Below are 24,320 nucleotides of genomic sequence, written 5' to 3'. Positions count from 1 at the left end.
CATGGGGTGGACGTCATGGCGGTGGAACAGCTCCCGGGGCAGGTGCGGGAGTTCGCGCGGTATCTGAACGGCCTGTTGGCCCGCCTCGACCAGGGCGCGGGCTGGTGCGGCGTGTTCTGGCAGCGCGACCCCGACGGCATGCGTGCCTGCCTGGAAGGGCGCGAAGTCCCGCCGTGGGACGTCGTGGAGGCGCTGCTCCAGGATCTCGCGGCCGAGTACGGAACGGGCGCCGTCACCCCGGAGGCCGAGCAGGTGCGTGCCCTGCACCAGGCCTCGCTCACCGCGTTCGACGCCCGGCCCGGCGCCCGCGACACCCTCGGGGACCGGCTCGACGTGATGCTCCGCGAACAGAAGTACGCCGCCGAACGGCTCGCCGAACTGGGGCGGTTGCTCGGCTCCGCCGCCACCCACGAGGAGGCCGAGGGTCTCCGCCTCGACCTCGCCTGGGCCCACGACGACCACGAACGCGCCTCCGCCCGCTGCGTCGAACTCCGGTACCGCCTTGACCAGTTGGCCCGCAGGGCGGTGAGTCGAGCGCCCTTTCCCCGCCGCGACGGCGACGAAGAGGCGGACCTGTTCGCCGGCCGCGTCCAGAGCGCCCCGCATCCCGCCGCCACGCACAGTACGGACCCCCTGACCCTGCCGGGGCAACGCACCGACACCGACCAGCAGCGCCCGCACGACGGGGCGGCCGCCTGGTACGACGAGTCCGGCGCGCCTGGACAGCGTGCGGACGACCGACCGACCGCCGGGTACGAGCCCGGGCGTGGCCCGCAGCAGCAGACCTCGGACGGCTCCGGCTCCGGCCCCGCCCCCTACGCCGACGAACGCGGCCCCGGCCGCCAGGGCTCCGGCAACGAGGCGTCCGCCTGGCGCGGCGACAGCCGGGCGGACGACCCTGATGGCGCCCGCTACGCCTCCTACGGGGACGATCGCAGCGTCGGCCGTCAGGTTTCTGACACCGGCGGACATGCCTGGCGCGGCGACAGTCGCGGGGCGGACGATCGTGACGGTGTCCGTCCCGGTCCTTACGGGGAGGATCGCAGCGTCGGCCGTCAGGTTCCTGACACCGGCGGACATGCCTGGCGCGGCGACAGTCGCGGGGCGGACGATCGTGACGGTGTCCGTCCCGATCCTTACGGGGACGATCGCAGCGTCGGCCGTCAGGTTCCTGACACCGGCGGACACGCCTGGCGTGACGACAGCCGGGCGGACGACCCTGATGGCGCCCGCCACGCCTCCTACGGGGACGATCGCAGCCCCGGCCGTCAGGGTTCCGGCGGTGAGGTTTCCGGCGGCTGGCGCGACGACAGCCGCCGTGCAGGCCACACGGACGACCCTGACGGTGCCCGCCACGGAGACGACGGTGGCCCAGGCCGAGCAGGTTCCGGCGACGACCTGCGCCCCTGGCGCGGACACACTCGCCGCTCCGGCCGCGCGGACGACCACGACGACCCCCGTCCGGCCGACGCTCCCGGCACCTCGGACACCCCCGCCGAGCGCACCGCGCCGCAGCTCCCCGCCGACTGGTACGAGCCTCCGGCCGCCACCCCCGAGGCCGCCCCCGCGGACCCCCGCCCCGCTCCCAAGCAGCGCTCAAAGCGTCGTACCCGAGGCAGTGCCCGGTTCGCCGGTGCGATGGACGACGCGGATACCGGCGCCACGCCCGTCGTCGACCCCACCCCCGTACCGGCGGCACTGCCCGCGCCCGCTGCCCCGAGCCGCCGTACCCCGCGTGGGGCCCGGTTCGCCGGGGCCGCCGCTGCCGCCAAGCCCGCGGTGCCCGTGCGGGAGGCGCTGGACGACGACGCCCGGCACGACACCATCGACGCCGTCCGCAGGCTCGTACGACTGCGCGGCGAGGGTCGCAGCGGTGAGGCGCACGCGCTGCTCGTCGAGGCCGCCTACTGGCCCGCCGCCCGTTTTCCGCTGCTCGCCGCCGAGCTGCACCGTGCGGGGCTCGGCGCCGACTGGGCCACCCTGCTCTGGGAGGCCGCCTCCCTGCCGGCCGAGCAGCTGGTCGCCGCCGCCGACGCGCTCGTCGCGGCGGGGCGGGGGAGCGACGGTCAGCAGATCCTGCGGCAGGGCATCGTGCGGCCGGCCCAGGAGGTCGGCGAGGCGGTGCTCGGGCTCGTCGAGAAGGGCAGGCAGCGTGAGGTGCGTGCACTGCTCGACGCGTACGTCCGGGTCCGTACTCCCGAGGAGGCCGCCCGCAGCGTCGCCGCCGACCCCCAGCGACTCGTACCCCTGCTGCTCGAGGCGGCCCGGGGTGCCTCCGAGGACTGCTACTGGGATCTGGTGCACGCCCTCCGCGTCGCCGGGCACAGCGCCTGACCCGGCTGCCCGAGACTCACCCACCGGGGTGTGAAACGTGATCGACTCCGCGGGTTAACGACGATGGTCTTGGCAAGGCTCTTCCGGAGGCTTACTTTCAAGCCCCTACGACCTCTGTCTACGGGCGTAGAGGCTCTCAGACGTCCAGCCGAAGGAGCAGGTCATGGCCAACGTCGTACGTGCCGCTCTGGTCCAGGCCACCTGGACCGGCGACACCGAGTCCATGGTCGCCAAACATGTGGAGCACGCCCGTGAGGCCGCCCGGCAGGGCGCCAAGGTCATCGGATTCCAGGAAGTCTTCAACGCGCCCTACTTCTGCCAGGTCCAGGAGCCCGAGCACTACCGCTGGGCCGAGCCCGTGCCCGACGGGCCGACGGTCACCCGTATGCAGGAGCTGGCGCGCGAGACCGGCATGGTCATCGTCGTACCCGTGTTCGAGGTCGAGCAGTCCGGGTTCTACTACAACACCGCGGCCGTGATCGACGCCGACGGCACCTACCTCGGCAAGTACCGCAAGCACCACATTCCGCAGGTCAAGGGGTTCTGGGAGAAGTACTACTTCAAACCCGGCAACGCCGGCTGGCCCGTCTTCGAGACGGCCGTGGGGAAGGTCGGTGTCTACATCTGCTACGACCGGCACTTCCCGGAGGGCTGGCGCCAGCTCGGTCTGAACGGCGCACAGCTCGTCTACAACCCGTCCGCGACCCACCGGGGCCTCTCCTCCCACCTGTGGCAGCTGGAGCAGCCCGCGGCGGCCGTCGCCAACGAGTACTTTGTCGCCGCCATCAACCGGGTCGGCCAGGAGGAGTACGGGGACAACGACTTCTACGGGACCTCGTACTTCGTGAACCCGCGCGGCCAGTTCGTCGGCGAGGTCGCGAGCGACAAGGACGAGGAACTCGTCGTGCGAGATCTTGATTTCGATCTCATCGAGGAAGTCCGGCAGCAGTGGGCCTTCTACCGGGACCGGCGGCCGGACGCGTACGAAGGGCTGGTGCAGCCGTGAGCGATCTGTACGGGCGTCACAAGGCGGTTCTGCCGGACTGGCTCGCCCTCTACTACGCGGACCCGATCGAGATCACGCACGGCGAGGGCCGGTACGTGTGGGACGCGGCCGGGAAGCGGTACCTCGACTTCTTCGGCGGCATCCTCACCACGATGACCGCGCACGCGCTGCCCGAGATCACCAAGGCGGTGAGCGAACAGGCCGGGCGGATCATCCACTCGTCCACGCTCTACCTCAACCGGCCGATGGTCGAACTCGCCGAGCGCATCGCCCAGTTGTCCGGCATCCCGGACGCCCGCGTCTTCTTCACCACCTCCGGCACGGAGGCCAACGACACGGCGCTGCTCCTCGCCACCTCCTACCGGCGCAGCAACCAGATCCTGGCGATGCGCAACAGCTACCACGGCCGTTCGTTCAGCACGGTCGGCATCACCGGCAACAAGGGCTGGTCCCCGACCTCCCTGTCCCCCCTCCAGACCCTGTACGTCCACGGTGGCGTCCGCACCCGTGGTCCGTACGCCGAGCTGAGCGACGACGAGTTCATCGCCGCCTGCGTCGCCGACCTGGAGGACCTGCTCGGGCACGTCCGCCCGCCCGCCGCCCTGATCGCCGAGCCCATCCAGGGCGTCGGCGGCTTCACCTCGCCGCCCGACGGGCTGTACGCGGCCTTCCGCCGGGTGCTTGATGAACGCGGCATCCTGTGGATCGCCGACGAGGTGCAGACCGGCTGGGGCCGCACGGGCGAGCACTTCTGGGGCTGGCAGGCGCACGCGGAGAACGGTCCGCCGGACATCGTCACCTTCGCCAAGGGCATCGGCAACGGCATGTCCATCGGCGGGGTCGTGGCCCGCGCCGAGATCATGAACTGCCTCGACTCCAACTCCATCTCCACCTTCGGCGGCACCCAGATCACCATGGCCGCCGGCCTCGCCAACCTCACCTACCTCCTGGAACACGACCTCCAGGGCAACGCCCGGCGCGTCGGCGGACTCCTCATCGAACGGCTGCGTGCCGTCACCGCACAGCTTCCGGGCGTACGGGAGGTCCGTGGGCGCGGGCTGATGATCGGCGTCGAGCTGGTGAAGCCGGGCACCGACACCGCCGACCCGGAGACCGCCGCTGCCGTGCTCGAAGCGGCCCGGGAAGAGGGGCTGCTCCTCGGCAAGGGCGGCGGCCACAACACCAGCGCGCTGCGTATCGCACCGCCACTGTCGCTCACCGTCGCGGAGGCCGAGGAGGGTGCCGCGATCCTCGAACGTGCTCTGAGGAGCTGCGTCCAGTAACACCACAGCAAGGAAGTCCGTCATGCTCACGACCACCACCTTGGAACCCGCCCTGTCGGTCCGCCAGGTCCTCGGCCTGGAACGGGTGCTCGCGGGCGAGCCCGAGGTGGTGGCCGGGGCCGGCCAGCTCGACCGGGCCGTGCGCTGGGTGCACGTCGCCGAGGCCGCCGATGTCGGCGTGATGCTCAGCGGCGGTGAGATGGTGCTCACGACGGGGGTGCTGCTCGCCGGGGACGAGGAGGCCCAGGCCGAGTACATCCGCTCGCTCCACCGCGCGGAGGCCTCCGCCGTCGTTCTCGGGCTCGGCCGCGCCTTCCCCGCCCCGCCGGACGTCATGCGGCGCGCTGCCGAGCGGTGCGGGCTGCCGATGGTGGTGCTCCACCGGCCGTTCCCCTTCGCGGAGTTGACGGAGGAGGTCCAGTCCCGGCTCGTGCGGCGGAAGTTCGCCGCCGTGAGCCTGTCCGAGGCCGTACGGACCGCTCTCACGGGGCTCATCACCTCCGGCGCCCCGCTGCAGAGTCTCCTCGACGAGGTCGCCTCGCACAGCGGCTGTCCCGTCGTCGTCACCAACCTTGCCCATCGCGTCCTCGCCACGTCGGGGGAGCGGTCGTCCGTCGACGACGTGCTGCGTGACTGGGAGCGCATCTCCCGGCAGGCCGGCGGGAGCGAGGGCGACGGGTGGATCCGGGCCGAGCTGGGCGGGCGCGGGGAACGCTGGGGGCGGATCGTGCTGTGCGGGTACCGAGGTGACGTCGCCACCGGACGGCTGCTCGCCGACCGGGCCGCCGAGGCACTCGTCCTGCACCGCATGCTCGGGGGCTCCGTGCACACCTGGGAGGAGCAGTCCGCGCAGAGCCTGCTGACGGACCTGGTGAGCGGAGTCGTACCGGCCCGGCAACTGCTGCCGCGGGCGCGGGCCGCCGGGCTGCCCGTCAACCGGCGGACGTTTGTGCCGCTGGTCGTACGGCACGGTGACCCCGCCGAACTCGACCGCGTACTACGGCTGTTGGGGCTGTCGGGGCTGGTCGCCGAGCTCGCCGACGACGCGACCGCCGTCCTGCTGAGCCTCGCCCGGGACCAGGACGCCAAGGCGCTGGCCGCGCACTTCGCGCTCCGGCTGCGCACCGAGACCGGCGGGGTCCGGACCGTCGTGGCCGCCGCCGAGGCGCTCGCCTCCTGGGACGACGTACCCACCGGACTGCGCGAGGCGCTGCACGTCGCCGCGGCTGTCGCGGACACCCCGGCGGGGCAGGAGCTGCCGGTGCTGGTGCATCTGAGGGACGTACGGTTGCGCGGCCTTGTCCGGCTGCTGCGGGACGATCCGCACGTCCAGGCGTTCGCGGAGCGGGAGCTGGACGGGCTGCTGTGCGGGGCCGTGGGCGAGTCCGAGCTGCTGCCCGTACTGCGGACCTATCTCGCCACCGGGCGCAACAAGTCACGCACCGCGCAACTGCACCACGTTTCGCGGCCCGCGCTCTACCGTCGGCTGGAGGCGATACAGACGCGGCTCGGGCTCGATCTCGACGACTTCGAGCAGGCCGCCTCCGTGCATATCGCACTCCTCGCGCACGACGCTCAGCAAGGTCGATGACCGCACTCTCCATCGCACCGTCTTACCGCTCCGAAACATCAAAGGACCTGGGAAAACAGTGGTGAAACATGGGCCGACGTCAGGGTGACACCGTGGAACGCCGAACGACCGCAGGCGTGACACCGTGCAACTCAAACCCGCTCTTCGGGCTTCCTAGGCTCGCCGTACACCGAGTGACCGGAGGTCCCGATGAGCAGGGTGATTCGCGCCGCCATTTTCCAGACTGCCTGGACGGGCGACAAGGAGTCGATGATCCAGGTCCACGAGCAGGCGGTCCGCGACGCCGCGGCCCAGGGTGCTCAAGTCATGTGCTTCCAGGAGCTGTTCTACGGCCCGTACTTCTGCCAGGTCCAGGACAAGGCGTTCTACGAGTACGCCGAGCAGATCCCGAACGGCCCGATCGTCAAGCGCTTCCAGGCGCTCGCCAAGGAACTGGGCATCGTCCTCGTCCTGCCCATGTACGAGGAGGAGCAGCCCGGCGTCCTCTACAACACGGCCGCCGTGATCGACGCGGACGGCTCGTACCTCGGCAAGTACCGCAAGCACCACATTCCGCAGGTCAACGGCTTCTGGGAGAAGTTCTACTTCCGCCCGGGCAACGCCGGCTGGCCCGTCTTCGACACCGCCGTGGGCAAGATCGGCGTCTACATCTGCTACGACCGGCACTTCCCGGAGGGCTGGCGTGCGCTGGGCCTCGAAGGCGCCGAGATCGTCTTCAACCCGTCGGCCACCTCGCGCGGCCTGTCCTCCTACCTGTGGCAGCTGGAGCAGCCGGCGGCGGCCGTCGCCAACGAGTACTTCGTCGGCGCGATCAACCGGGTCGGCGTCGAGGAACTCGGCGACAACGACTTCTACGGGACCTCGTACTTCGTGGACCCGGAGGCGCAGTTCGTCGGCGAGGTGGCGAGCGACAAGGAGACCGAACTCGTCGTCCGCGACCTGGACCTGGCCAAGCTGCGCGAGGTCCGCGACCGCTGGCAGTTCTTCCGCGACCGCCGCCCGGACGCATACGGCCCCCTGACGGCACCGTAAATAGCAGACGCTCACACCCGCGCCCCGCTTTTAGGGGCGCGGGGAACTGCGCGATCAGCCACACACAACCGGCACCTTGCAGACAACCGAACGGAGCGTGAACCCATGGCCGGCCGTACTCTCATCCGTGGCGGACTAGTCATCACCGCGTCCGACGAGATCCACGCCGACGTCCTCATCGAGGACGGCCGAATCGCCGCCCTCGCCACCAGCGGAAGCGCCACGGCAGAGGCCTGGACGGCCGAGCGGACCATAGACGCCACAGGGAAGTACGTCATCCCCGGCGGCGTCGACGCGCACACCCACATGGAACTGCCGTTCGGCGGTACGGCCGCCTCGGACACCTTCGAGACCGGCACCCGGGCCGCCGCCTGGGGCGGTACGACCACCATCATCGACTTCGCCGTGCAGAGCGTCGGCCAGTCGCTGCGCGACGGCCTCGACACCTGGAACGCCAAGGCCGACGGCAACTGCGCCATCGACTACGGCTTCCACATGATCGTCTCCGACGTGAACCAGGACACGCTCAAGGAGATGGACCTGCTGGTCGAGGAGGGCGTCACCTCCTTCAAGCAGTTCATGGCCTACCCGGGCGTCTTCTACAGCGACGACGGCCAGATCCTGCGCGCCATGCAGCGCTCCGCCGACAACGGCGGCCTGATCATGATGCACGCCGAGAACGGCATCGCGATCGACGTCCTCGTCGAACAGGCCCTGGCCCGCGGCGAGACCGACCCCCGCTACCACGGCGAGGTCCGCAAGGCCCTCCTCGAAGCCGAGGCCACGCACCGCGCCATCAAGCTCGCGCAGGTCGCCGGCGCTCCCCTGTACGTCGTGCACGTCTCGGCGCAGGAGGCAGTCGCCGAGCTGGCACGGGCGCGCGACGAGGGGCTCAACGTCTTCGGCGAGACCTGCCCGCAGTACCTGTTCCTGTCGACCGACAACCTCGCCGAACCCGACTTCGAGGGCGCGAAGTACGTGTGCAGCACGCCACTTCGGCCCAAGGACCACCAGGCCGCGCTCTGGCGGGGCCTGCGGACCAACGACCTCCAGGTCGTCTCCACGGACCACTGCCCGTTCTGCTTCGAGGGCCAGAAGGAACTGGGACGCGGCGACTTCTCGAAGATCCCCAACGGCCTCCCGGGCGTCGAGAACCGCATGGACCTCCTCCACCAGGCCGTCGTCGACGGGCACATCAGCCGCCGCCGCTGGATCGAGATCGCCTGCGCCACCCCGGCCCGGATGTTCGGCCTCTACCCGAAGAAGGGCACCATCGCCCCGGGCGCCGACGCCGACGTCGTGATCTACGACCCGACGGCCGAGCAGATCGTCTCCGCCGAGACGCACCACATGAACGTCGACTACTCGGCGTACGAGGGCAAGCGGCTCACCGGCCGCGTCGAGACCGTCCTGTCGCGCGGCGAACTGGTCATCACCGAGCGGGAGTTCACCGGACGCGCGGGCCACGGCGTCTACACCCCCCGCTCCACCTGTCAGTACCTCAACTAGGAGCAGCGTTCATGGACTTCGGACTCGTCCTGCAGACCGACCCGCCGGCCTCGCGTGTCATCGAGCTGATGCAGCGCGCCGAGGGCAACGGCTTCACATACGGCTGGACCTTCGACTCCGCCGTGCTGTGGCAGGAACCGTTCGTGATCTACAGTCAGATCCTTTCCAGCACCGAGAAGTTGACGGTCGGCCCGATGGTCACCAACCCGGGCACCCGCACCTGGGAGGTCACCGCCTCCACCTTCGCCACTCTCAACGACATGTTCGGCAACCGCACGGTGTGCGGCATCGGCCGCGGCGACTCCGCGATGCGCGTCGCCGGCCGTACGCCCAACACGCTGGCCCGGATCAGCGGCGCGATGAAGGTCATCCGCTCGCTGGGCCGGGGCGACGAGGCCGACCTCGGCGGTACGGTGATCAAGTTCCCGTGGGTGCGGCCGGGAGCCGAACTCCCCGTCTGGATGGCCGCGTACGGCCCCAAGGCGCTCAAGATGACCGGCGAGGAGGCCGACGGGTTCATCCTCCAGCTCTCCGACCTGTACCTCACCGAATACATGGTGAAGACGGTCAAGGACGCCGCCGTCGCCGCCGGACGTGACCCGTCCGAGGTGAAGATCTGCGTCGCCGCCCCCGCGTACATCACCGAGGACGACTCGCCCGAGGCGCTCGCCCACGCCCGCGACCAGTGCCGCTGGTTCGGCGGGATGGTCGGCAACCACGTCGCCGACCTGGTGTCGAAGTACGGCGAACACTCCGCCGCCGTGCCCGAGGAGCTCACCGACTACATCAAGGCCCGCGAGGGCTACGACTACTCCCACCACGGACGGGCCGACAACCCCGACACCCAGTTCGTGCCCGACGAGATCGTCGACCGGTTCTGCGTCATCGGCACCCCCGAGATGCACATCGAGAAGCTCAACAAACTGCGTGAGCTCGGCGTCGACCAGTTCGCCGTCTACGACATGCACGACGCCCAGGAAAAAGTCATCGACGCCTACGGGTCGACGGTGATCCCGGCCGTGAACGCCTGACGTACACCGGCTGCTGTGTTACTTACCCATCAACTCCCCTTCCCCGGCGTTCAGGTAGCCGGGGAGGGGGTCAGGACACCTCCGGGTGTACTGAGCGCGTCCCCCAATGCGCCACCCGCACGGCCTTTCCCGCCCACCTCATTGATTGGCCTGCCCATGACCGACACCGCTCCCACGGCCATACCGCCGTCCTCCCAACTCACCCTCCCCGACGGCCGGGTGGAGATCTCCCCCGGCGCGCCCGTTCCCAGCGGGCCGTACGCCAACGAGGACCTGCTGCCGGTTCCGGTCGAGAAGCGCACCTGGAACACGTACAACTTCTCGGCTCTCTGGGTGGGCATGGCCCACAACACGGCCTCCTGGACCCTCGCTTCGGGTCTGATCGCCGTGGGCATGGACTGGAAGCAGGCCGTGCTCACGATCGCCCTGGCGAACGTGATCGTGCTGATCCCGATGCTGCTCACCGGGCACGCCGGGCCCAAGTACGGCATCCCCTTCCCCGTCTTCGCCCGCGCCTCCTTCGGGGTGCGCGGCGCCAACCTCCCCGCCGTCGTACGGGCGTTGGTGGCGTGCGGCTGGTTCGGCATCCAGACCTGGATCGGCGGCGAGGCGATCTACTTCCTCGCCGGAAAGCTCATCGGCAACGGCTGGAGCGACGCCGGGAAGGTCGGCGGCTACGCCTGGACGATGTGGCTGTCCTTCGCCATCTTCTGGGCGATCCAGGTCGCCATCATCTACCGGGGCATGGAGACCATCCGCCGGTTCGAGAACTGGGCCGCGCCCTTCGTGCTCCTCGGCGCCGGCGTGATGCTGTGGTGGATGGCGAGCAAGGCCGGCGGCTTCGGTCCGCTGCTCGACCAGCCCTCCAAGGTGGGCTACGGCGCGGACTTCTGGAAGATCTTCGCGCCCGCCCTCATGGGCATGATCGGCTTCTGGTCCACGCTGTCCCTGAACATCCCGGACTTCACCCGCTACGGGAAGAGCCAGAAGGCCCAGACGTGGGGGCAGGCGCTCGGTCTGCCGACCACGATGACGCTGTTCGCGTTCCTGTCCGTCATGGTCACCTCGGGCTCGCAGGCCGTGTACGGCGAGGCCATCTGGGACCCGGTACAGCTCGCCGCCAAGACCGACAACGTCTTCGGGCTGCTGTTCGCCCTGGTCACCGTGCTGGTCGCGACCCTGTCCGTGAACGTCGCGGCCAACCTGGTCTCCCCGGCCTTCGACTTCTCCAACATCGCGCCGCGCAAGATCAGCTTCCGGGCCGGTGCGCTCGCCACCTGCGTACTCGGCGTCCTGATCTTCCCGTGGAAGCTGTACTCCGACCCGCAGGGCTACATCTTCACCTGGCTCGGCCTGGTCGGCGGTCTCCTCGGCACGGTCGCCGGCATCCTCATCGCCGACTACTGGATCCTGCGCCGCGGCAAGCTCGACCTCGCCGACCTGTACAGCGCGGGCGGGCGCTACTGGTACGACAACGGCTGGAACTGGCGTGCGGTCGTCGCCTTCCTGGTCGGCGGCGTACTGGCAGTCGGCGGCGCCAACTTCGCGCCGCTGATCGACGGGCGGCCCATCCCGGCACTGTCCTCACTGGCGGACTACGGCTGGGCCGTGGGCCTGGGCACGTCGATGGTGCTCTACCTGGCGCTGATGCTGGCGAGCGGGAAGGCGAAGACCGGGCTGCAGGAGAAGACGACGGTCTGACCTGGTGACGTGATGTGACGCGCGGCGGAGGGCGGCCGGTTCTACCGGCCGCCCTCCAGTGCTGCCACCGCGTCCCGGGCGGCCTTGATGGCGCCCTTGTTGATCACATCCGTGGTGGGCGCCTTCTTCGACTCGAAGTCACTGCCGTTGTACGTGATCACCACCAGCGCGTTCGACGCGCGGACCAGGACCACGCCCTCGCGGGTCTGCTGCTTGTCCTCGGTGGAGAGGTTCACAACGGAATAGGCGGCGTCACCGAGACCTGGCACGACTCCGCCGCCGCTCTTCTCCGTCAGGCGTTCCTTGTACGTCTTCTCCGCCGCCGCGTCCGTGTCCGACAGCTCGAACGACACGTCGAGCCAGCGGTAGTCGTACTCCTTGAGCGCGTTCCAGGAGCAGGTGCGGCGCGCCTTCGTGTCCGTCGACGGGATCTCCTTGCCGGCCGTCTTGGCGCCCGGGACCAGGGACTTGATCGTCTTCGCGGTCACGGCCGTGCAGGGCGCGGGCGCGGCGGTGAACGTCTTCGTGGCCGCCGCCGTCGAGGGCGCGGTGGGTGATGCGGACGCGCCCTTGGTGGCCGAGTCATGGTTGTCGGCGGCCGGCGCGGGGGCGAGCGGGCCCGAGGACAGCGCCCAGCCGGCCGTGGCGAGCACGGCGACCGGGGCCAGCCGGGTGGTGAGTGCGAGCGGCAGAGGAAGGCTCAAGGCGCACTTCTCGTGGGGGACGGTGCGGAGGGGGGTCCGCACTCCGGACGGGACGCCAGTGTCACATGGCTGCCTGTGGGGCGGAAGTATGAACTCGCTCCGTGGCTGTGCGATGACTGTCATTCATGGTCGGCTGCCCGTACTGTCCGTCGGAATGCGCAAATCGCCGCCGGTAGCGCTCAATTCGCCTTTAATGCCATGGAATGCGCCGAAACTCGCATAGGTGACGAGGCGGACGCGTCGATAACGGCTTGCGCCTCTGCGTGCCCATCCGCAGCCTTGACGTATGTCCTCCACATCACCCACCACAGACGACACGCCTGCCGAACTCCCCGCCGTACGGGAAGAGATCCTCGCCTACTACGCGCGCGGCAAGGAGGACGCCCGGATCCGGCGGGGTTCCGGTCGGCTGGAGTTCTGGCGGACCCAGGAAGTGCTCCGACGGCTGCTGCCCACGGCTCCCGCGCGCGTGCTGGACGTCGGCGGAGGCAGCGGCGTGCACGCGGAGTGGCTGGCGCGGGACGGGTACGAGGTCGAGCTGGTCGATCCCGTGCCGCTGCATCTGGAGCAGGCGGCGCGGTTGCCCGGTGTCACCGTGCGGCTCGGGGACGCCCGTGCGCTGCCCACGGACGACGCCTCCCGCGACGTGGTCCTGATGCTGGGGCCGCTGTACCACCTGCCCGAACGGCCCGACCGGGTAAAGGCGTTGGGTGAGGCGCTGCGGGTCGTCCGGCCCGGGGGACTGGTGGTCGCGGCCACCATCAACCGGCACGCCGCGCTGCACGACCTGCTCAAGGAGGAGTACTACTTCGACCCGGCGCACCGGGTTCACACGGACGAGGTCAGCGCCACCGGACGACACGCTGACGACGGGGGCCTGTTCACGACCGCCTACTTTGCCGAACCGACCGAAGTCCCGGCCGAGTTCAGCGAGGCCGGACTCGTCCCGGAGGGCCAGTACGGGCTGGAGGGCGTCGCGTGGCTCATGGGCGGTGTCGAGCAGTGGCTGGACGACCCGGAACGCCGCGAGGCCGTCATGTCCGCGACCCGCCGCATCGAGTCCGAGCCGGCGCTGCTCGGTGCGAGCGGTCACGTGCTCACGGCGGGACGGCGTCGCCCGTAGCCGAGCAGCGAGCCGGCACGGGCGGTGTAACAGGGGCGCGGCGTGGGGTACGTACGATCATCGGATCGTGTGCCGCAGTGAAGGAGTCGCCCGTGTTCACCACCCGACCCACGCTCCAGGGCACCTTCGGGATGGTGTCCTCCACGCACTGGCTGGCCTCGCAGTCGGCGATGGCCGTCCTGGAGGACGGCGGCAACGCGTACGACGCCGCCGTCGCCGCGGGCTTCGTCCTGCACGTCGTCGAACCGCACCTCAACGGACCCGGCGGTGAGGTGCCGATCATCATCGCCCCGGCCGGCGGCGAGGTGCGGGTGCTGTGCGGGCAGGGCGTCGCGCCCGCCGGCGCCACGATCGCGCACTACCGGGGACTGGGGCTCGATCTCGTACCCGGCACCGGACCCCTCGCCGCTGCCGTGCCCGGTGCCTTCGACGCCTGGCTGCTCCTGCTCCGCGACCACGGCACCAAGCCGCTCGCCGACGTCCTGCAGTACGCCATCGGGTACGCCGAGGACGGGCACGCGCCCGTGGAGAACATCGGCGCGACCGTCGAGACCGTACGGGAACTGTTCGAGACGGAGTGGCCCTCCTCCGCGGACGTGTATCTCCCCGGCGGCCAGGCGCCCCGCCCCGGCGAGCTGTTCCGGAATCCCGCCCTGGCCGCCACCTGGCAGCGCCTGCTCGCCCGGATCGCCGGGGCGGGCGACCGCATCGCCCAGATCGAGGCGGCACGGGAGGTCTGGCGGACCGGCTTCATCGCCGAGGCGCTCGTCCGGCAGTCCGCGCGGCCCACCCTCGACACCAGCGGCGAGCACCACACCGGCACGCTGAGAGCCGCCGACCTCGCCTCCTGGTCCGCGACCTACGAAGCCCCCGCGACCTACGACTGGCACGGCTGGACCCTCTGCAAGGCCGGCCCCTGGAGCCAGGGCCCGGCCTTCCTCCAGCAACTCGCGCTCCTCCCGCCACAGCTGCCCGCGTACGAGTCCGCCGACTACGTCCACCTCCTGATCGAGGGCTGCAAGCTCGCCATGGCGGACCGCGAGGCCTGGTACGGGGACGCGTCCGGCGGGGCCGACGTGCCGCTCGACGAACTGCTGTCCGACGCCTACAACGCGGCCCGGCGGACCCTCGTCGGGGGCAAGGCCTCCTACGAGCTCCGTCCCGGCAGCCCCGGCGGGCACACACCCCGACTGTGCGCGCACGCGCGCGTGGTGGCGACGGACGAGCCCGGTTTCAGCCCGCTGGGGGCCGGGGAGCCGACGGTCGCGGTCGGTGGCGCGCCGGGGGCCGGTGAGCCCACGGTGGCCAAGCCTCCGACCTCCCCGGTGCGGGGCGAGCCCACCGTCGCCGCCGACGGGCGCACCCGGGGCGACACCTGCCACCTCGACGTCGTCGACCGCTGGGGCAACATGGTCGCGGCCACACCCAGCGGCGGCTGGCTCCAGTCCAACCCCGTCGTACCCGAACTGGGCTTCCCCCTCGGCACCAGGCTCCAGATGACCTGGCTGGAGGAGGGCCTGCCGAACTCCCTCACCCCGGGTCGCCGCCCCCGGACCACTCTCACCCCCTCCGTCGCGCTGCGCGACGGGGTGCCGGTGCTGGCGTTCGGTACACCTGGTGGGGACCAGCAGGACCAGTGGCAGCTGCACTTCTTCCTCGCGGTCGCCCTGCGCCCCAAGGTGCGCGGCGGCCTGGATCTCCAGGGCGCGATCGACGCCCCGAACTGGCACAACGACAGCTTCCCGGGTTCGTTCTACCCGCGCGGCATGCGCCCGGGCAGTGTCACCGTGGAGGCGCGTATGCCGGGCGGGGTGGTCGATGAACTGCGCCGCCGGGGGCACGACGTGACGATCGGCGACGGCTGGTCCGAGGGCCGGATGTGCGCGGTCGCCCGGGACCCGGAGACGGGTGTGCTGTCGGCGGCGGCGAATCCGCGGGGGATGCAGGGGTACGCGGTCGGGCGCTGATGTCCGAATCCCGGTGTTCAGGCCGATTCCACCCCCTGTCCACCGGCCGGGCGGGGATTGTCAGTGGCGCGTGCTCTCATGGAGCCATGATCGAAGAAAACGAAACCATCGAAGAGTTTCTCGCCAGGCACGCGTCCGATGTCGAAGAAGCGGTCCGCCAGGCGGCGGCCGCGGAGATCATGCCGCGCTTCCGTCAGCTCGCCGCCCACGAGGTCGACCAGAAGAGCGGCCCGCACGACCTGGTGACGGACGCCGACCGCAAGGCCGAGCTGTATCTCACCGAGGTGCTGCCCAAGCTGCTGCCCGGCTCCGTCGTGGTCGGCGAGGAGGCGGTGCACGCCAACCCCGCTTCGTACGAGGCGATACAGGGCGAGGCGCCCGTCTGGATCGTCGATCCGGTGGACGGCACCCGGCAGTTCGTCCACGGCGACCCCGGCTTCTGCACGCTCGTCGCGCTCGCACACCGTGGCGTCCTGCGCGCCTCGTGGACGTTCGCCCCGGCCCGCGATCAGCTCGCCACGGCGATCCGCGGACAGGGCGCCTTCCTCGACGGCACACCCCTGTACGCGGGCTCGCCCGAGCCCGGCAGCGACCTCCAGGTGGCCACCTCCCACCCGGACTACACGACGGACGAGCAGAAGCGTGCGCTGCTCGGCCTGTGGACAGAAGGCGTCCGGCCCCGTGCCTGCGGCTCGGCGGGCCTGGAGTATCTGGCCGTCGCCCGGGGCGAGTTGGACGCCACCGCGTTCTCCTGGGAGGCCGCCTGGGACCACGCGGCAGGCATCCTCCTCGTCGAGGAGGCCGGCGGCGCCCACCTGACCCGCGCGGGCGAGCCGTTCCGCATAACCGGCGGCAACATGCTGCCCTTCACCGCGGCACGCGACGCGGCCACGGCTCGCCGGGTGGTGGAACTGCTGTCGGGCGGAGCCTGATCTGTGGGCGGGCCGAACTGAAGCGCAGGGTGACGACCTCGAACTCGGCCACGGTCCCGACCACCGGCCAGTCCGCCGGGTCGAAGGGCAGCCAGGCGATGTCCACGAAGGCGTCGATCGGCAGGTTGATGTCGACGAACAGTCCCGTACGGCCCGGCCCCCACGGCAGCGCGCACACCATGCCGGTGACCTTGGCGCCCTCCGGCAGCGGGCCGGTGACGTAGTGGCTCAGGTGCCGATGCTGCAGGGCGGTGGACCAGGCCCGCTCGAACTCCGACTCCGCCACGTCCACCGCCTCCGGCGGCACATCGACGGCGCCCTCGGTGAACGGCCCGTAAACGGTCTGGTAGAGCTGCACGCCCAGACGTCCGAACCGTTCGCGGACAAGGGCCAGTTGGGTCTGTGCGGCGGCCATCGAGGCGCCGCCGGAGGTGGTGCCGTCGGCATTCCGGAGGGGCTCGCAGGTTCGCGGGATCTCCAGTGCCGCCTCGAACACCGCCTGCCGCAGCACCCAGCCGTCGTCCTCGACCTCGAACCAGTACCAGGCGGTGTCGTCGGCGTCCTCGCCGGGCGATTGGATGCGGAAACGGCGCGTCATCCGGCCGAGATTACCCGCGCCGGGCAGTGTCGGTGTCCCGGCATATCCTGATCTCAACTGGCCGTCGGCTGACAAAGGAGTCCGAAGGTGCCGTCGATGCTCGATGCGGTCGTGGTGGGAGCAGGGCCCAACGGGCTCACGGCTGCCGTGGAGCTGGCCCGGCGGGGCTTCTCCGTGGCCGTCTTCGAGGCGCGCGACACCGTCGGCGGCGGCGCCCGCACGGAGGAGCTGACGCTGACCGGCTTCCGTCACGACCCGTGCTCGGCGGCGCACCCGCTGGGTGTCAACTCCCCGGCGTTCAGGGCGATGCCGCTGGACAGATACGGGCTGGAGTGGCTGCACGCCGACCTGCCCATGGCGCACCCCTTCCCGGACGGCACGGCCGCGGTCCTGTCCCGTTCCGTCGCCGAGACGGCCGCCTCCTTCGGGCCACGGGACGCGGGCGCGTACCGCAGGCTGGTCGAGCCGTTCCTCAGTAAGTGGGACACGCTGGCCCACGACTTCATGTCCCTGCCACTGACCTCGCTGCCCCGCGACCCGGTCACCCTCGCCCGCTTCGGCCTGGCCGGCCTGCCGCCCTCGACCTGGCTGATGCGCCGCTTCCGCGACGAGCGGGCGAAAGCCCTGTTCGCAGGCCTCGTCGGACACGTCATGGCCCCCCTCGACGGAGTGGCCACCGGCGCCGTGGGCCTGGTTTTCGCCCTGGCGGCACACGCCCGCGGCTGGCCGGTCGCGCGCGGTGGCTCCCAGTCGATCTCCGACGCGCTCACCGCGTATCTGACGGACCTCGGCGGCACAGTCCACACCGGCTACGAGGTCAAGCGGCTGGACGACCTGCCACCCGCGCGTGCGTACGTCTTCGACACCTCACCCACCGCACTGGCCCGCATCGCGGGCTTCGGCGGCTACTACGAGCGCTATCGCTACGGCGCGGGCGTCTTCAAGATCGACTACGCGCTGGACGGCCCCGTGCCCTGGACGGCGAAGGAGGCCCGCACGGCCACCACCGTCCAGGTCGCTGCGGACAGCGCCGAGATCGGCACCGCCCTGCGCGTCGCCTCCCGCGAGGGCCGGGCCCCCGACACCCCCTTCCTGATCACCGTGCAGCCGAGCATCGTCGACCCCTCCCGGGCACCCGACGGCAAGCAGGTCTTCTGGGCCTACGGACACGTCCCGAACGGCTGGACGGGCGACCTCACCGACGCCATCGAACGCCAACTGGAACGCTTCGCCCCCGGCTTCCGTGACCGGGTCCTCGCCCGCGCCACCGCCGGACCGCCCCAACTGGCGGCCCGCAACGCCAACTACGTCGGCGGCGACATCGGCTCCGGCGCGGCGAGCGGCCTCCAGCTCATGCTGCGCCCCAAGCTCTCCCTGTTCCCGTACGCCACCCCGCACCCGGCCGTCTTCATCTGCTCCTCGGCCACCCCGCCGGGCCCCGGCGTGCACGGCATGTCGGGACACAACGCGGCGAAGGCCGTCTGGCGAAGGCTGAGGCAAGCATGACCGCGATCACGCTTGTCAAGGGCGACATCACCCGACAGAGTGCCGACGCGATCGTCAACGCGGCGAACTCCTCACTCCTGGGTGGCGGAGGCGTCGACGGAGCGATCCACCGCAGGGGCGGCCCGGAGATCCTCGCCGCCTGCCGAGCGTTGCGCGCCGGTCACTACGGCAAGGGGTTGGCCGTCGGCAAGGCGGTCGCCACGACCGCGGGCGAACTGGACGCGCGCTGGGTGATCCACACGGTCGGGCCCCGCTTCCTCCCCGAGGAGGACCGGTCGACCTTGCTGGCCTCCTGCTACCGGGAATCGCTGAGGGTGGCCGACGAACTCGGCGCCCGCACGGTGGCGTTCCCGGCGGTTTCCGCCGGCATCTACGGGTGGCCGATGGAGGACGCCGCTCGTATCGCCGTGGAGACCGTGCGGGCCACGGAGACCGCGGTCGAGGAGGTGCGGTTCGTCCTCTTCGACGAACAGGCGTACGTGGTATTCGCCGGGCAAGTCCGTTGCTGACGGCCGGGGTTCGGTCCGCTTAGCCGATCTGCTTAGCGGGTGCGGGTGCGGGTGCGGGTGCGGGTGCCCGTTGCCGGTGAGCGGTCGCCGTTGGCCGGGCGGAGGGGCCCGTGGCGAGGCCCGGGAAACCGAAGCCCGGCGGCGGGCAGGCCGACACCGAGCCCGTCTCGGGCCCTCGCGGAGTCAGGACGGCGGTTTCGTCTCCCCCTCGGCTGCCTGCAGGTCGGCCAGCAGTTCCGCCTGTCCGGTCAGCACGCCGGACAGGATGATCCGCGCGACCCGGAGCAGTTCGGCCACATGCGGGCTGGTCAGCGAGTAGTACACGGTCGAGCCCTCCCTGCGGGCGACGACCAGGTTGGCCCGGCGTAACACCGCCAGCTGCTGCGAGAGGTGCGCGGGCTCGATGCCCACCTCGGGCAGCATCTCGGCGACCGCGTGCTCACGCTCGCTCAGCAGTTCCAGGACGCGGATACGGGCCGGATGTCCGAGGGTCTTGAAGAACTCCGCCTTGAGCTGGTACAGCGGCGTGCTCATCGTCCCGTCGCCTCCCCGGGACAGCGGAACCACCGCACTGGCCGATCCTCGGCGCATCGCACCCACCCCTTCATGAACACCATGGCGCTCATCCTCGCCCGCGACGCCCGCCGGACAGAATCCGGCCGCGGACACCCGGCCGCACGAACCCCGACCGTGCCGTCCCGGGAGGTGTAGGACCAGCCGACGGGCGTACGGCGTACGGGTGCACCGCCATGCCCCTGAGGCAGCGGGGGAGGGCGGCCCATGCTCCGGACACGTAGACCGCGTACCGGGCGGCGGATGCGGTGCTCATCGGGGCGGCGCCCCCTCACGGTCGGCCGTGCTGTTGTCGGTGCTATCGGTTTTGTCCGCGGACACGGCCGCGGGTGTGCTCCTGGCCTCGTCCGTGGTGCCGGGCCTGGTCCTCGGGGCGGGTACGGCGGACAGGACTCCGGTGGATTCCAGATGAGCGCGCGCCCCCTGGATCGCCTCGGGCGTGGTGCCGTACTCGCGGTCCGCCTGTCGTAGCAGGTCCAACAGGCCGACGGAGTCGAGGACCTGGCGCTGGCCGGGACGTACCCCGGAGAACATGACGACGATGCCGCGCCGGTTCAGCTTCTGGACCGCGTCCTTCAGCATCAGCGCACCGGTCGCGTCCATGGTCGACACCCGGGACATCCGAAGGATCACGACCCGTACGTCCGCCACATCGGTCAGCTCGAGCAGGAATCGGTGGGCGGCGGCGAAGAACAGTGGCCCGTCGATGCGGTAGGCGACGATGTGCTCCGCCAGCAGGGCGTGCTCCTCGGCGCTGTGGTCGCCCCGGTCCAGCGGGACCTCGTCGAGGCGGGCCTGCGCGGCCACGGCCCGGAGCGCGAGGGCGCCCGCGACGATCAGGCCGATGATCACCGCGTACACCAGGTCGAGGGCGAGGGTGGCGAGGGCGGTCAGAGCCAGGATCAGCGCGTCGGAGCGGGTCGCCTTGGCCATCACCCGCAGTGAGCCGACCTCGACCATGCGGATCGCGGTGGCAAGCAGGACGCCTGCCAGCGCGGCCAGCGGGATCTTCGAGACCAGCGGCGCCGCCGCGAAGACGATCACCGCCAGGACCACGGCATGGGTGAGCGCGGCGAGCCGGGAACCGGCGCCCGTACGGACGTTCACGGCCGTTCGTGCGATCGCGGCCGTGGCCGGGACGCCGCCGAACAACGGGGCGGCGAGGTTGGCGAGGCCCTGCCCGAACAGCTCCCGGTCAGGATCGTGTTGCTGGCCGACCGTCATGCCGTCCGCGACGGTCGCCGACAGCAGTGACTCCAGCGCGGCCAGCGCCGCCACCGCCACGGCCGGGGCGAGCAGCGAGGACAGCGCCGACAGGTCGAGGAACGCCAGCGAGGGCGCGGGCAGGCCGGCGGGCAGATCTCCGATCGGAGCGGCCCCGTCCAGGTGGAGGACCTGCGCCAGCACGGTGGCGACGATCACCGCGACGATCGAGAACGGAACGGTCGGCCGCCAACGCGCACCGAGCAGCATGACCAGCGCGACACCCGCGGCCAGTGCCAGCGCCGTCCAGTTGGGATGGCGTACGAACGCCTCCACGGCGCGCCAGGCGACCGTGAGGACCTTGTCGCCCTCGGGCCGTGCCACCCCCAGCGCGTTCGGCAGCTGCTGCAGTCCGATGACGCAGGCGATGCCGAGCGTGAAACCCTCGACGACGGGGGCGGGCACGTACCGCATGTACTTGCCTGCACGGGCCAGGGCGAGCCCGATCAGCAGTAGCCCGGCCAGCAGCCCGACGGTCAGGACACCGCCCGGCCCGTACTGGGCGACGATCGGTACGAGGACCACGGTCATCGCCCCGGTCGGCCCCGACACCTGCAGATTCGATCCGCCGAACACCGCGGCCAGCGCGCCCGCGACCACCGCGGTCGCCAGCCCCGCCGCCGCACCGAGTCCGGAGGAGACTCCGAAGCCGAGCGCGAGGGGGAGCGCCACGATCGCCACGGTCAACCCGGCGAGGAGATCCCGACGCGGATCGCGGGCCATCGCCTCGAAGTCTGCACGCACGGGCAGCAGAGACCGCACCGCGCCCCATGCGTGGCCTGCTCGGCGGACAATGGACCCGCTCACTCCGCCGTGGCCCGATACAGCGAAACGGACACGTCCGGCTCCCTTGTTTCCGCATGGCTGCCTGTGGACGGACGCAGATGTCTGCGAACATGGCGAGTGAAGCATCTAGTCAATTGCGAAATTTTGCAATTAGGCATCCGTGCGGCAGTAGCGGCGCGAAGTGCCCTGCCGACCCGGGAGTTATCCGGCGGCGCCCGTATCGGTGTCGGCGTCGGTGTCGCTCAGGCCGAGTCGCAGGTGTTCCACGTGGTAGACCGCCTGGTCGAGGAGCTCGGCGACATGGTGGTCGTGCAGCGCGTACACCACTGACCGGCCACGCCGCTCGCCGACAACCAGGCGCAGATTGCGCAGCAGTCGCAGTTGGTGCGAGCACGCGGACTGCTCCATGCCCACCTCGGCCGCCAACTCCGTCGCCGGTAGCGGACCTTCGCGCAACCTCGCCAGGATCAACAGGCGGGAGGGTGTGGACAGAGCCTGGAGCGTGGTGGCCACCTTCGCGACATTGTCCGCGTCGAGGCGTACACGCTCGGCGGCGTCCTGCGCGGTGACGACGGCTCCATGACCCATGGCCGTATCTTACTCATCGCATATGAACGAATGAATGAGTGTTCATGTGTTCCTGTATGGTGCTCGGGTGTCTGCCACTCTCACCCCGTCTCCGGTCGCCCCGTCGTCCGCCGTCCTCACCGCACCCCGGCGCCGCACCCGCGTCCTCGCGCTCCCCGAAGCTCGCTGGGCCACCGCGGCCACCGCCCTTTTCCTGCTCGCGCTGCCCCTGCAGCTGACCGGCGCGCCCACCTGGACCTGGGGCGCGCTCTACGCGCTGGCGTACGCCGGCGGCGGCTGGGAGCCCGGCTGGGAAGGCCTGAAGGCTCTGCGGGAACGGACTCTCGACGTCGACCTGCTGATGATCGTCGCCGCCCTCGGTGCCGCCGCGATCGGCCAGGTCATGGACGGCGCCCTGCTGATCGTCATCTTCGCGACCTCCGGCGCCCTGGAGGCCCTGGCCACCGCCCGCACCGCAGACTCGGTACGCGGCCTCCTCGACCTGGCCCCTGCCACGGCGACTCGGTTGGATGCGGAGGGCGGCGAAGCGGCCGTCTCCGTCGAGGAGTTGACCGTCGGCGACACCATCCTCGTACGCCCCGGAGAACGCGTCGGCGCCGACGGCCGCGTACTGGACGGCGCTAGCGAGGTCGACCAGGCGACCATCACCGGCGAACCGCTGCCCGCGCCGAAGGAGCCGGGGGACGAGGTCTTCGCCGGCACCCTCAACGGCACCGGCGCCCTGCGTGTACGGGTCGAACGAGACGCCTCCGACTCGGTGATCGCCCGGATCGTGCGGATGGTCGAGGAGGCGTCCGAGACCAAGGCACCCACCCAGCTGTTCATCGAGAAGGTCGAGCAGCGCTACTCGCTCGGCATGGTCGCCGCCACCCTCGCCGTGTTCTCGGTACCGCTCGCCTTCGGTACGGACCTCACCGACGCCCTGCTGCGCGCCATGACCTTCATGATCGTGGCCTCGCCCTGCGCGGTCGTGCTCGCCACCATGCCGCCACTGCTCTCGGCGATCGCCAACGCCGGGCGGCACGGCGTCCTGGTCAAGTCGGCGGTGGTGATGGAACGCCTCGGGCAGATCGACGCCGTCGCCTTCGACAAGACGGGCACGCTCACCGAGGGCACGCCGTGGGTGACGGAAGTACGACTGCTGCCTGGATCCGACCTGGACGAGGACGGACTTCTGGCGCTCGCGGCGGCGGCAGAGCACCCGAGCGAACATCCGCTGGCCCGGGCCGTGGTGGAGGCGGCGCGTGAACGTGGGCTCGCGACGCCGGCCGTCGCAGAGGACTTCGACTCGACGTCCGGAGTGGGTGTGACGGCGGTCGTGGACGGGCGCGCGGTCGCGGTAGGGGCACCGGAACGCCTGCTGGACAGAGCCGGTGTGCTGGACGGCTCGCCAACTCGGCTGCTGGTCGAGGAGGTTGAGGCGTCCGGTCGTACGGCGGTCCTGGTCGTCGTCGACGAGGTGCCCGTCGGAGTGCTCGGTCTCGCCGACCGCCTGCGTCCCGGCGCCGCCGCCACCGTCGCCTCGCTCACCGAACTCACCGGCACCGCACCCGTGTTGCTGACCGGCGACAACCCGCGAGCCGCCGCCCGGCTGGCCGCCGAGGTCGGGATCAAGGACGTACGGGCTGGGCTGCTTCCCCAGCAGAAACTGGACGCGGTAAGGGAGTTGGAGGCAGCCGGGCGCAGGGTGCTGGTCGTCGGGGACGGTGTCAACGACGCCCCGGCGCTGGCCGCCGCCCACACCGGCGTGGCCATGGGCCGGGCGGGTTCCGACCTCGCGCTGGAGACCGCGGACGCGGTGATCGTGCGGGACGAGCTCACCACCGTGCCCGCCGTGATCGCTCTCTCCCGGCGCGCCGGACGCGTGGTCGTGCAGAATCTGGTGATCGCAGGCGTGTTCATCGCCTGCCTCGTCGCCTGGGACCTGATCGGCACGCTGCCGCTCCCGCTCGGCGTCGCGGGCCACGAGGGCTCGACCGTCCTGGTCGGCCTCAACGGGCTGCGGCTGCTGCGGGAGGCGGCCTGGCGGGGTGCGGCGAGTGAGTGAGTCAGCGAGTTGGTGGCTCAGAGGGCCGGTGGCTCAGAGGCTCAGTGGCTCAGTGGCTCAGCCGGTGAGTGGGCCGGGGAGTGGGCTAGTGGATCAGCCAGTGAGCCAGTGAGCCAGTGAGCCAGTGAGTCAGTGAGTCAGTGGGCCGGCGGCCCATTGGCTCAGCCAGTGAGCGGGCCGGCGGGGCAAACGATCAGCCAGCGACCCAGCGAGTGACTGAGTGGGTCAGCCAGTGGA

19 protein-coding genes are annotated in these 24,320 nt (G+C 70.9%); 14 read left to right on the top strand and 5 right to left on the bottom strand.

Annotated features, from left to right (window positions below):
* The first annotated feature begins 15 nt into the window (after positions 1-15).
* The 8 genes from OG734_RS07955 to OG734_RS07920 all read left to right on the top strand — a co-directional run bounded on the left by OG734_RS07955 (position 16) and on the right by OG734_RS07920 (position 11,487).
* Positions 16-2,334 carry a hypothetical protein gene (locus OG734_RS07955; protein ID WP_330286762.1) on the top strand — a complete coding sequence of 773 codons (2,319 nt, stop codon included), beginning with the start codon at positions 16-18 and terminating at the stop codon, positions 2,332-2,334.
* Positions 2,335-2,497: 163 nt separating this feature from the next.
* Positions 2,498-3,340 (top strand): nitrilase-related carbon-nitrogen hydrolase, encoded by an 843-nt coding sequence (locus OG734_RS07950; protein WP_330286761.1) that lies wholly within the window; start codon positions 2,498-2,500, stop codon positions 3,338-3,340.
* A complete protein-coding gene (locus tag OG734_RS07945) occupies positions 3,337-4,623 on the top strand; it encodes an aspartate aminotransferase family protein (RefSeq protein WP_330286760.1) in 1,287 nt (428 codons plus the stop codon). The genes OG734_RS07950 and OG734_RS07945 overlap by 4 nt, the downstream gene beginning before the upstream one ends.
* A 22-nt stretch (positions 4,624-4,645) precedes the next feature.
* Positions 4,646-6,214, top strand: coding sequence for a PucR family transcriptional regulator (locus OG734_RS07940; protein WP_330286759.1), 1,569 nt, complete (start codon positions 4,646-4,648; stop codon positions 6,212-6,214).
* Between the two features lie 189 nt (positions 6,215-6,403).
* Positions 6,404-7,246 (top strand): nitrilase-related carbon-nitrogen hydrolase, encoded by an 843-nt coding sequence (locus OG734_RS07935; RefSeq protein ID WP_330286758.1) that lies wholly within the window; start codon positions 6,404-6,406, stop codon positions 7,244-7,246.
* Between the two features lie 105 nt (positions 7,247-7,351).
* Positions 7,352-8,755 carry a dihydropyrimidinase gene (hydA, locus tag OG734_RS07930; RefSeq protein ID WP_330286757.1) on the top strand — a complete coding sequence of 468 codons (1,404 nt, stop codon included), beginning with the start codon at positions 7,352-7,354 and terminating at the stop codon, positions 8,753-8,755.
* 11 nt (positions 8,756-8,766) lie between these two features.
* On the top strand, positions 8,767-9,786 hold the full coding sequence (locus OG734_RS07925) for a TIGR03842 family LLM class F420-dependent oxidoreductase (protein ID WP_330286756.1): 1,020 nt from the start codon (positions 8,767-8,769) through the stop codon (positions 9,784-9,786).
* Positions 9,787-9,942: 156 nt separating this feature from the next.
* Complete coding sequence (locus OG734_RS07920; protein ID WP_330286755.1) at positions 9,943-11,487, top strand: NCS1 family nucleobase:cation symporter-1; 1,545 nt, start codon at positions 9,943-9,945, stop codon at positions 11,485-11,487.
* A gap of 41 nt (positions 11,488-11,528) precedes the next feature.
* Here the strand turns inward: OG734_RS07920 and OG734_RS07915 are convergent, their stop codons facing one another.
* Positions 11,529-12,191 carry a hypothetical protein gene (locus OG734_RS07915; RefSeq protein ID WP_330286754.1) on the bottom strand — a complete coding sequence of 221 codons (663 nt, stop codon included), beginning with the start codon at positions 12,189-12,191 and terminating at the stop codon, positions 11,529-11,531.
* Positions 12,192-12,477: 286 nt separating this feature from the next.
* Here OG734_RS07915 and OG734_RS07910 point away from each other — a divergent pair, with 286 nt between their 5' ends.
* From OG734_RS07910 to OG734_RS07900, 3 genes are all read left to right on the top strand, one after another.
* Entirely contained in the window at positions 12,478-13,314 is an 837-nt protein-coding gene (locus OG734_RS07910) for a class I SAM-dependent methyltransferase (protein ID WP_330286753.1), read from the top strand.
* A gap of 92 nt (positions 13,315-13,406) precedes the next feature.
* A complete protein-coding gene (locus OG734_RS07905; protein ID WP_330286752.1) occupies positions 13,407-15,281 on the top strand; it encodes a gamma-glutamyltransferase family protein in 1,875 nt (624 codons plus the stop codon).
* Positions 15,282-15,367: 86 nt separating this feature from the next.
* Positions 15,368-16,213 carry an inositol monophosphatase family protein gene (locus OG734_RS07900; RefSeq protein WP_330286751.1) on the top strand — a complete coding sequence of 282 codons (846 nt, stop codon included), beginning with the start codon at positions 15,368-15,370 and terminating at the stop codon, positions 16,211-16,213.
* Here OG734_RS07900 and OG734_RS07895 read toward each other — a convergent pair.
* A complete protein-coding gene (locus OG734_RS07895; RefSeq protein WP_330286750.1) occupies positions 16,149-16,811 on the bottom strand; it encodes a hypothetical protein in 663 nt (220 codons plus the stop codon). The genes OG734_RS07900 and OG734_RS07895 overlap by 65 nt on opposite strands.
* Before the next feature lie 96 nt (positions 16,812-16,907).
* Between OG734_RS07895 and OG734_RS07890 the strand changes: the two genes are divergently transcribed.
* Positions 16,908-18,317 (top strand): phytoene desaturase family protein, encoded by a 1,410-nt coding sequence (locus OG734_RS07890; RefSeq protein WP_330286749.1) that lies wholly within the window; start codon positions 16,908-16,910, stop codon positions 18,315-18,317.
* Complete coding sequence (locus OG734_RS07885) at positions 18,314-18,826, top strand: O-acetyl-ADP-ribose deacetylase (RefSeq protein WP_330286748.1); 513 nt, start codon at positions 18,314-18,316, stop codon at positions 18,824-18,826. Before OG734_RS07890 ends, OG734_RS07885 begins: the two co-directional genes overlap by 4 nt.
* Positions 18,827-19,009: 183 nt before the next feature.
* Here OG734_RS07885 and OG734_RS07880 read toward each other — a convergent pair whose 3' ends face one another.
* The 3 genes from OG734_RS07880 to OG734_RS07870 all read right to left on the bottom strand — a co-directional run bounded on the left by OG734_RS07880 (position 19,010) and on the right by OG734_RS07870 (position 22,036).
* Positions 19,010-19,360 (bottom strand): ArsR/SmtB family transcription factor, encoded by a 351-nt coding sequence (locus OG734_RS07880; protein WP_330286747.1) that lies wholly within the window; start codon positions 19,358-19,360, stop codon positions 19,010-19,012.
* A 291-nt stretch (positions 19,361-19,651) separates the two neighbouring features.
* Positions 19,652-21,385 carry a SulP family inorganic anion transporter gene (locus tag OG734_RS07875; RefSeq protein WP_330293601.1) on the bottom strand — a complete coding sequence of 578 codons (1,734 nt, stop codon included), beginning with the start codon at positions 21,383-21,385 and terminating at the stop codon, positions 19,652-19,654.
* A gap of 264 nt (positions 21,386-21,649) precedes the next feature.
* Positions 21,650-22,036, bottom strand: a complete 387-nt coding sequence (locus OG734_RS07870; RefSeq protein ID WP_330286746.1) for an ArsR/SmtB family transcription factor — start codon at positions 22,034-22,036, stop codon at positions 21,650-21,652.
* Between the two features lie 67 nt (positions 22,037-22,103).
* Between OG734_RS07870 and OG734_RS07865 the strand changes: the two genes are divergently transcribed.
* Positions 22,104-24,083 carry a heavy metal translocating P-type ATPase gene (locus OG734_RS07865; protein ID WP_330286745.1) on the top strand — a complete coding sequence of 660 codons (1,980 nt, stop codon included), beginning with the start codon at positions 22,104-22,106 and terminating at the stop codon, positions 24,081-24,083.
* Positions 24,084-24,320: the final 237 nt, after the last annotated feature.

The sequence above is a fragment of the Streptomyces sp. NBC_00576 genome (genome assembly GCF_036345175.1).
Lineage (GTDB): Bacteria > Actinomycetota > Actinomycetes > Streptomycetales > Streptomycetaceae > Streptomyces.
This window is presented reverse-complemented; position numbering and strand designations above follow the sequence as displayed.

Bases quoted from the DNA above. Each gene is read 5' to 3' on its own strand.
- OG734_RS07955 (WP_330286762.1), top strand. From the start codon at position 16: ATGGCGGTGGAACAGCTCCCGGGGCAGGTGCGGGAGTTCGCGCGGTAT.
- OG734_RS07950 (WP_330286761.1), top strand. From the start codon at position 2,498: ATGGCCAACGTCGTACGTGCCGCTCTGGTCCAGGCCACCTGGACCGGC.
- OG734_RS07940 (WP_330286759.1), top strand. From the start codon at position 4,646: ATGCTCACGACCACCACCTTGGAACCCGCCCTGTCGGTCCGCCAGGTC.
- OG734_RS07935 (WP_330286758.1), top strand. From the start codon at position 6,404: ATGAGCAGGGTGATTCGCGCCGCCATTTTCCAGACTGCCTGGACGGGC.
- hydA (WP_330286757.1), top strand. From the start codon at position 7,352: ATGGCCGGCCGTACTCTCATCCGTGGCGGACTAGTCATCACCGCGTCC.
- OG734_RS07925 (WP_330286756.1), top strand. From the start codon at position 8,767: ATGGACTTCGGACTCGTCCTGCAGACCGACCCGCCGGCCTCGCGTGTC.
- OG734_RS07920 (WP_330286755.1), top strand. From the start codon at position 9,943: ATGACCGACACCGCTCCCACGGCCATACCGCCGTCCTCCCAACTCACC.
- OG734_RS07910 (WP_330286753.1), top strand. From the start codon at position 12,478: ATGTCCTCCACATCACCCACCACAGACGACACGCCTGCCGAACTCCCC.
- OG734_RS07900 (WP_330286751.1), top strand. From the start codon at position 15,368: ATGATCGAAGAAAACGAAACCATCGAAGAGTTTCTCGCCAGGCACGCG.
- OG734_RS07895 (WP_330286750.1), bottom strand. From the start codon at position 16,811: ATGACGCGCCGTTTCCGCATCCAATCGCCCGGCGAGGACGCCGACGAC.
- OG734_RS07890 (WP_330286749.1), top strand. From the start codon at position 16,908: ATGCTCGATGCGGTCGTGGTGGGAGCAGGGCCCAACGGGCTCACGGCT.
- OG734_RS07885 (WP_330286748.1), top strand. From the start codon at position 18,314: ATGACCGCGATCACGCTTGTCAAGGGCGACATCACCCGACAGAGTGCC.
- OG734_RS07880 (WP_330286747.1), bottom strand. From the start codon at position 19,360: ATGAGCACGCCGCTGTACCAGCTCAAGGCGGAGTTCTTCAAGACCCTC.
- OG734_RS07875 (WP_330293601.1), bottom strand. From the start codon at position 21,385: ATGGCCCGCGATCCGCGTCGGGATCTCCTCGCCGGGTTGACCGTGGCG.
- OG734_RS07870 (WP_330286746.1), bottom strand. From the start codon at position 22,036: ATGGGTCATGGAGCCGTCGTCACCGCGCAGGACGCCGCCGAGCGTGTA.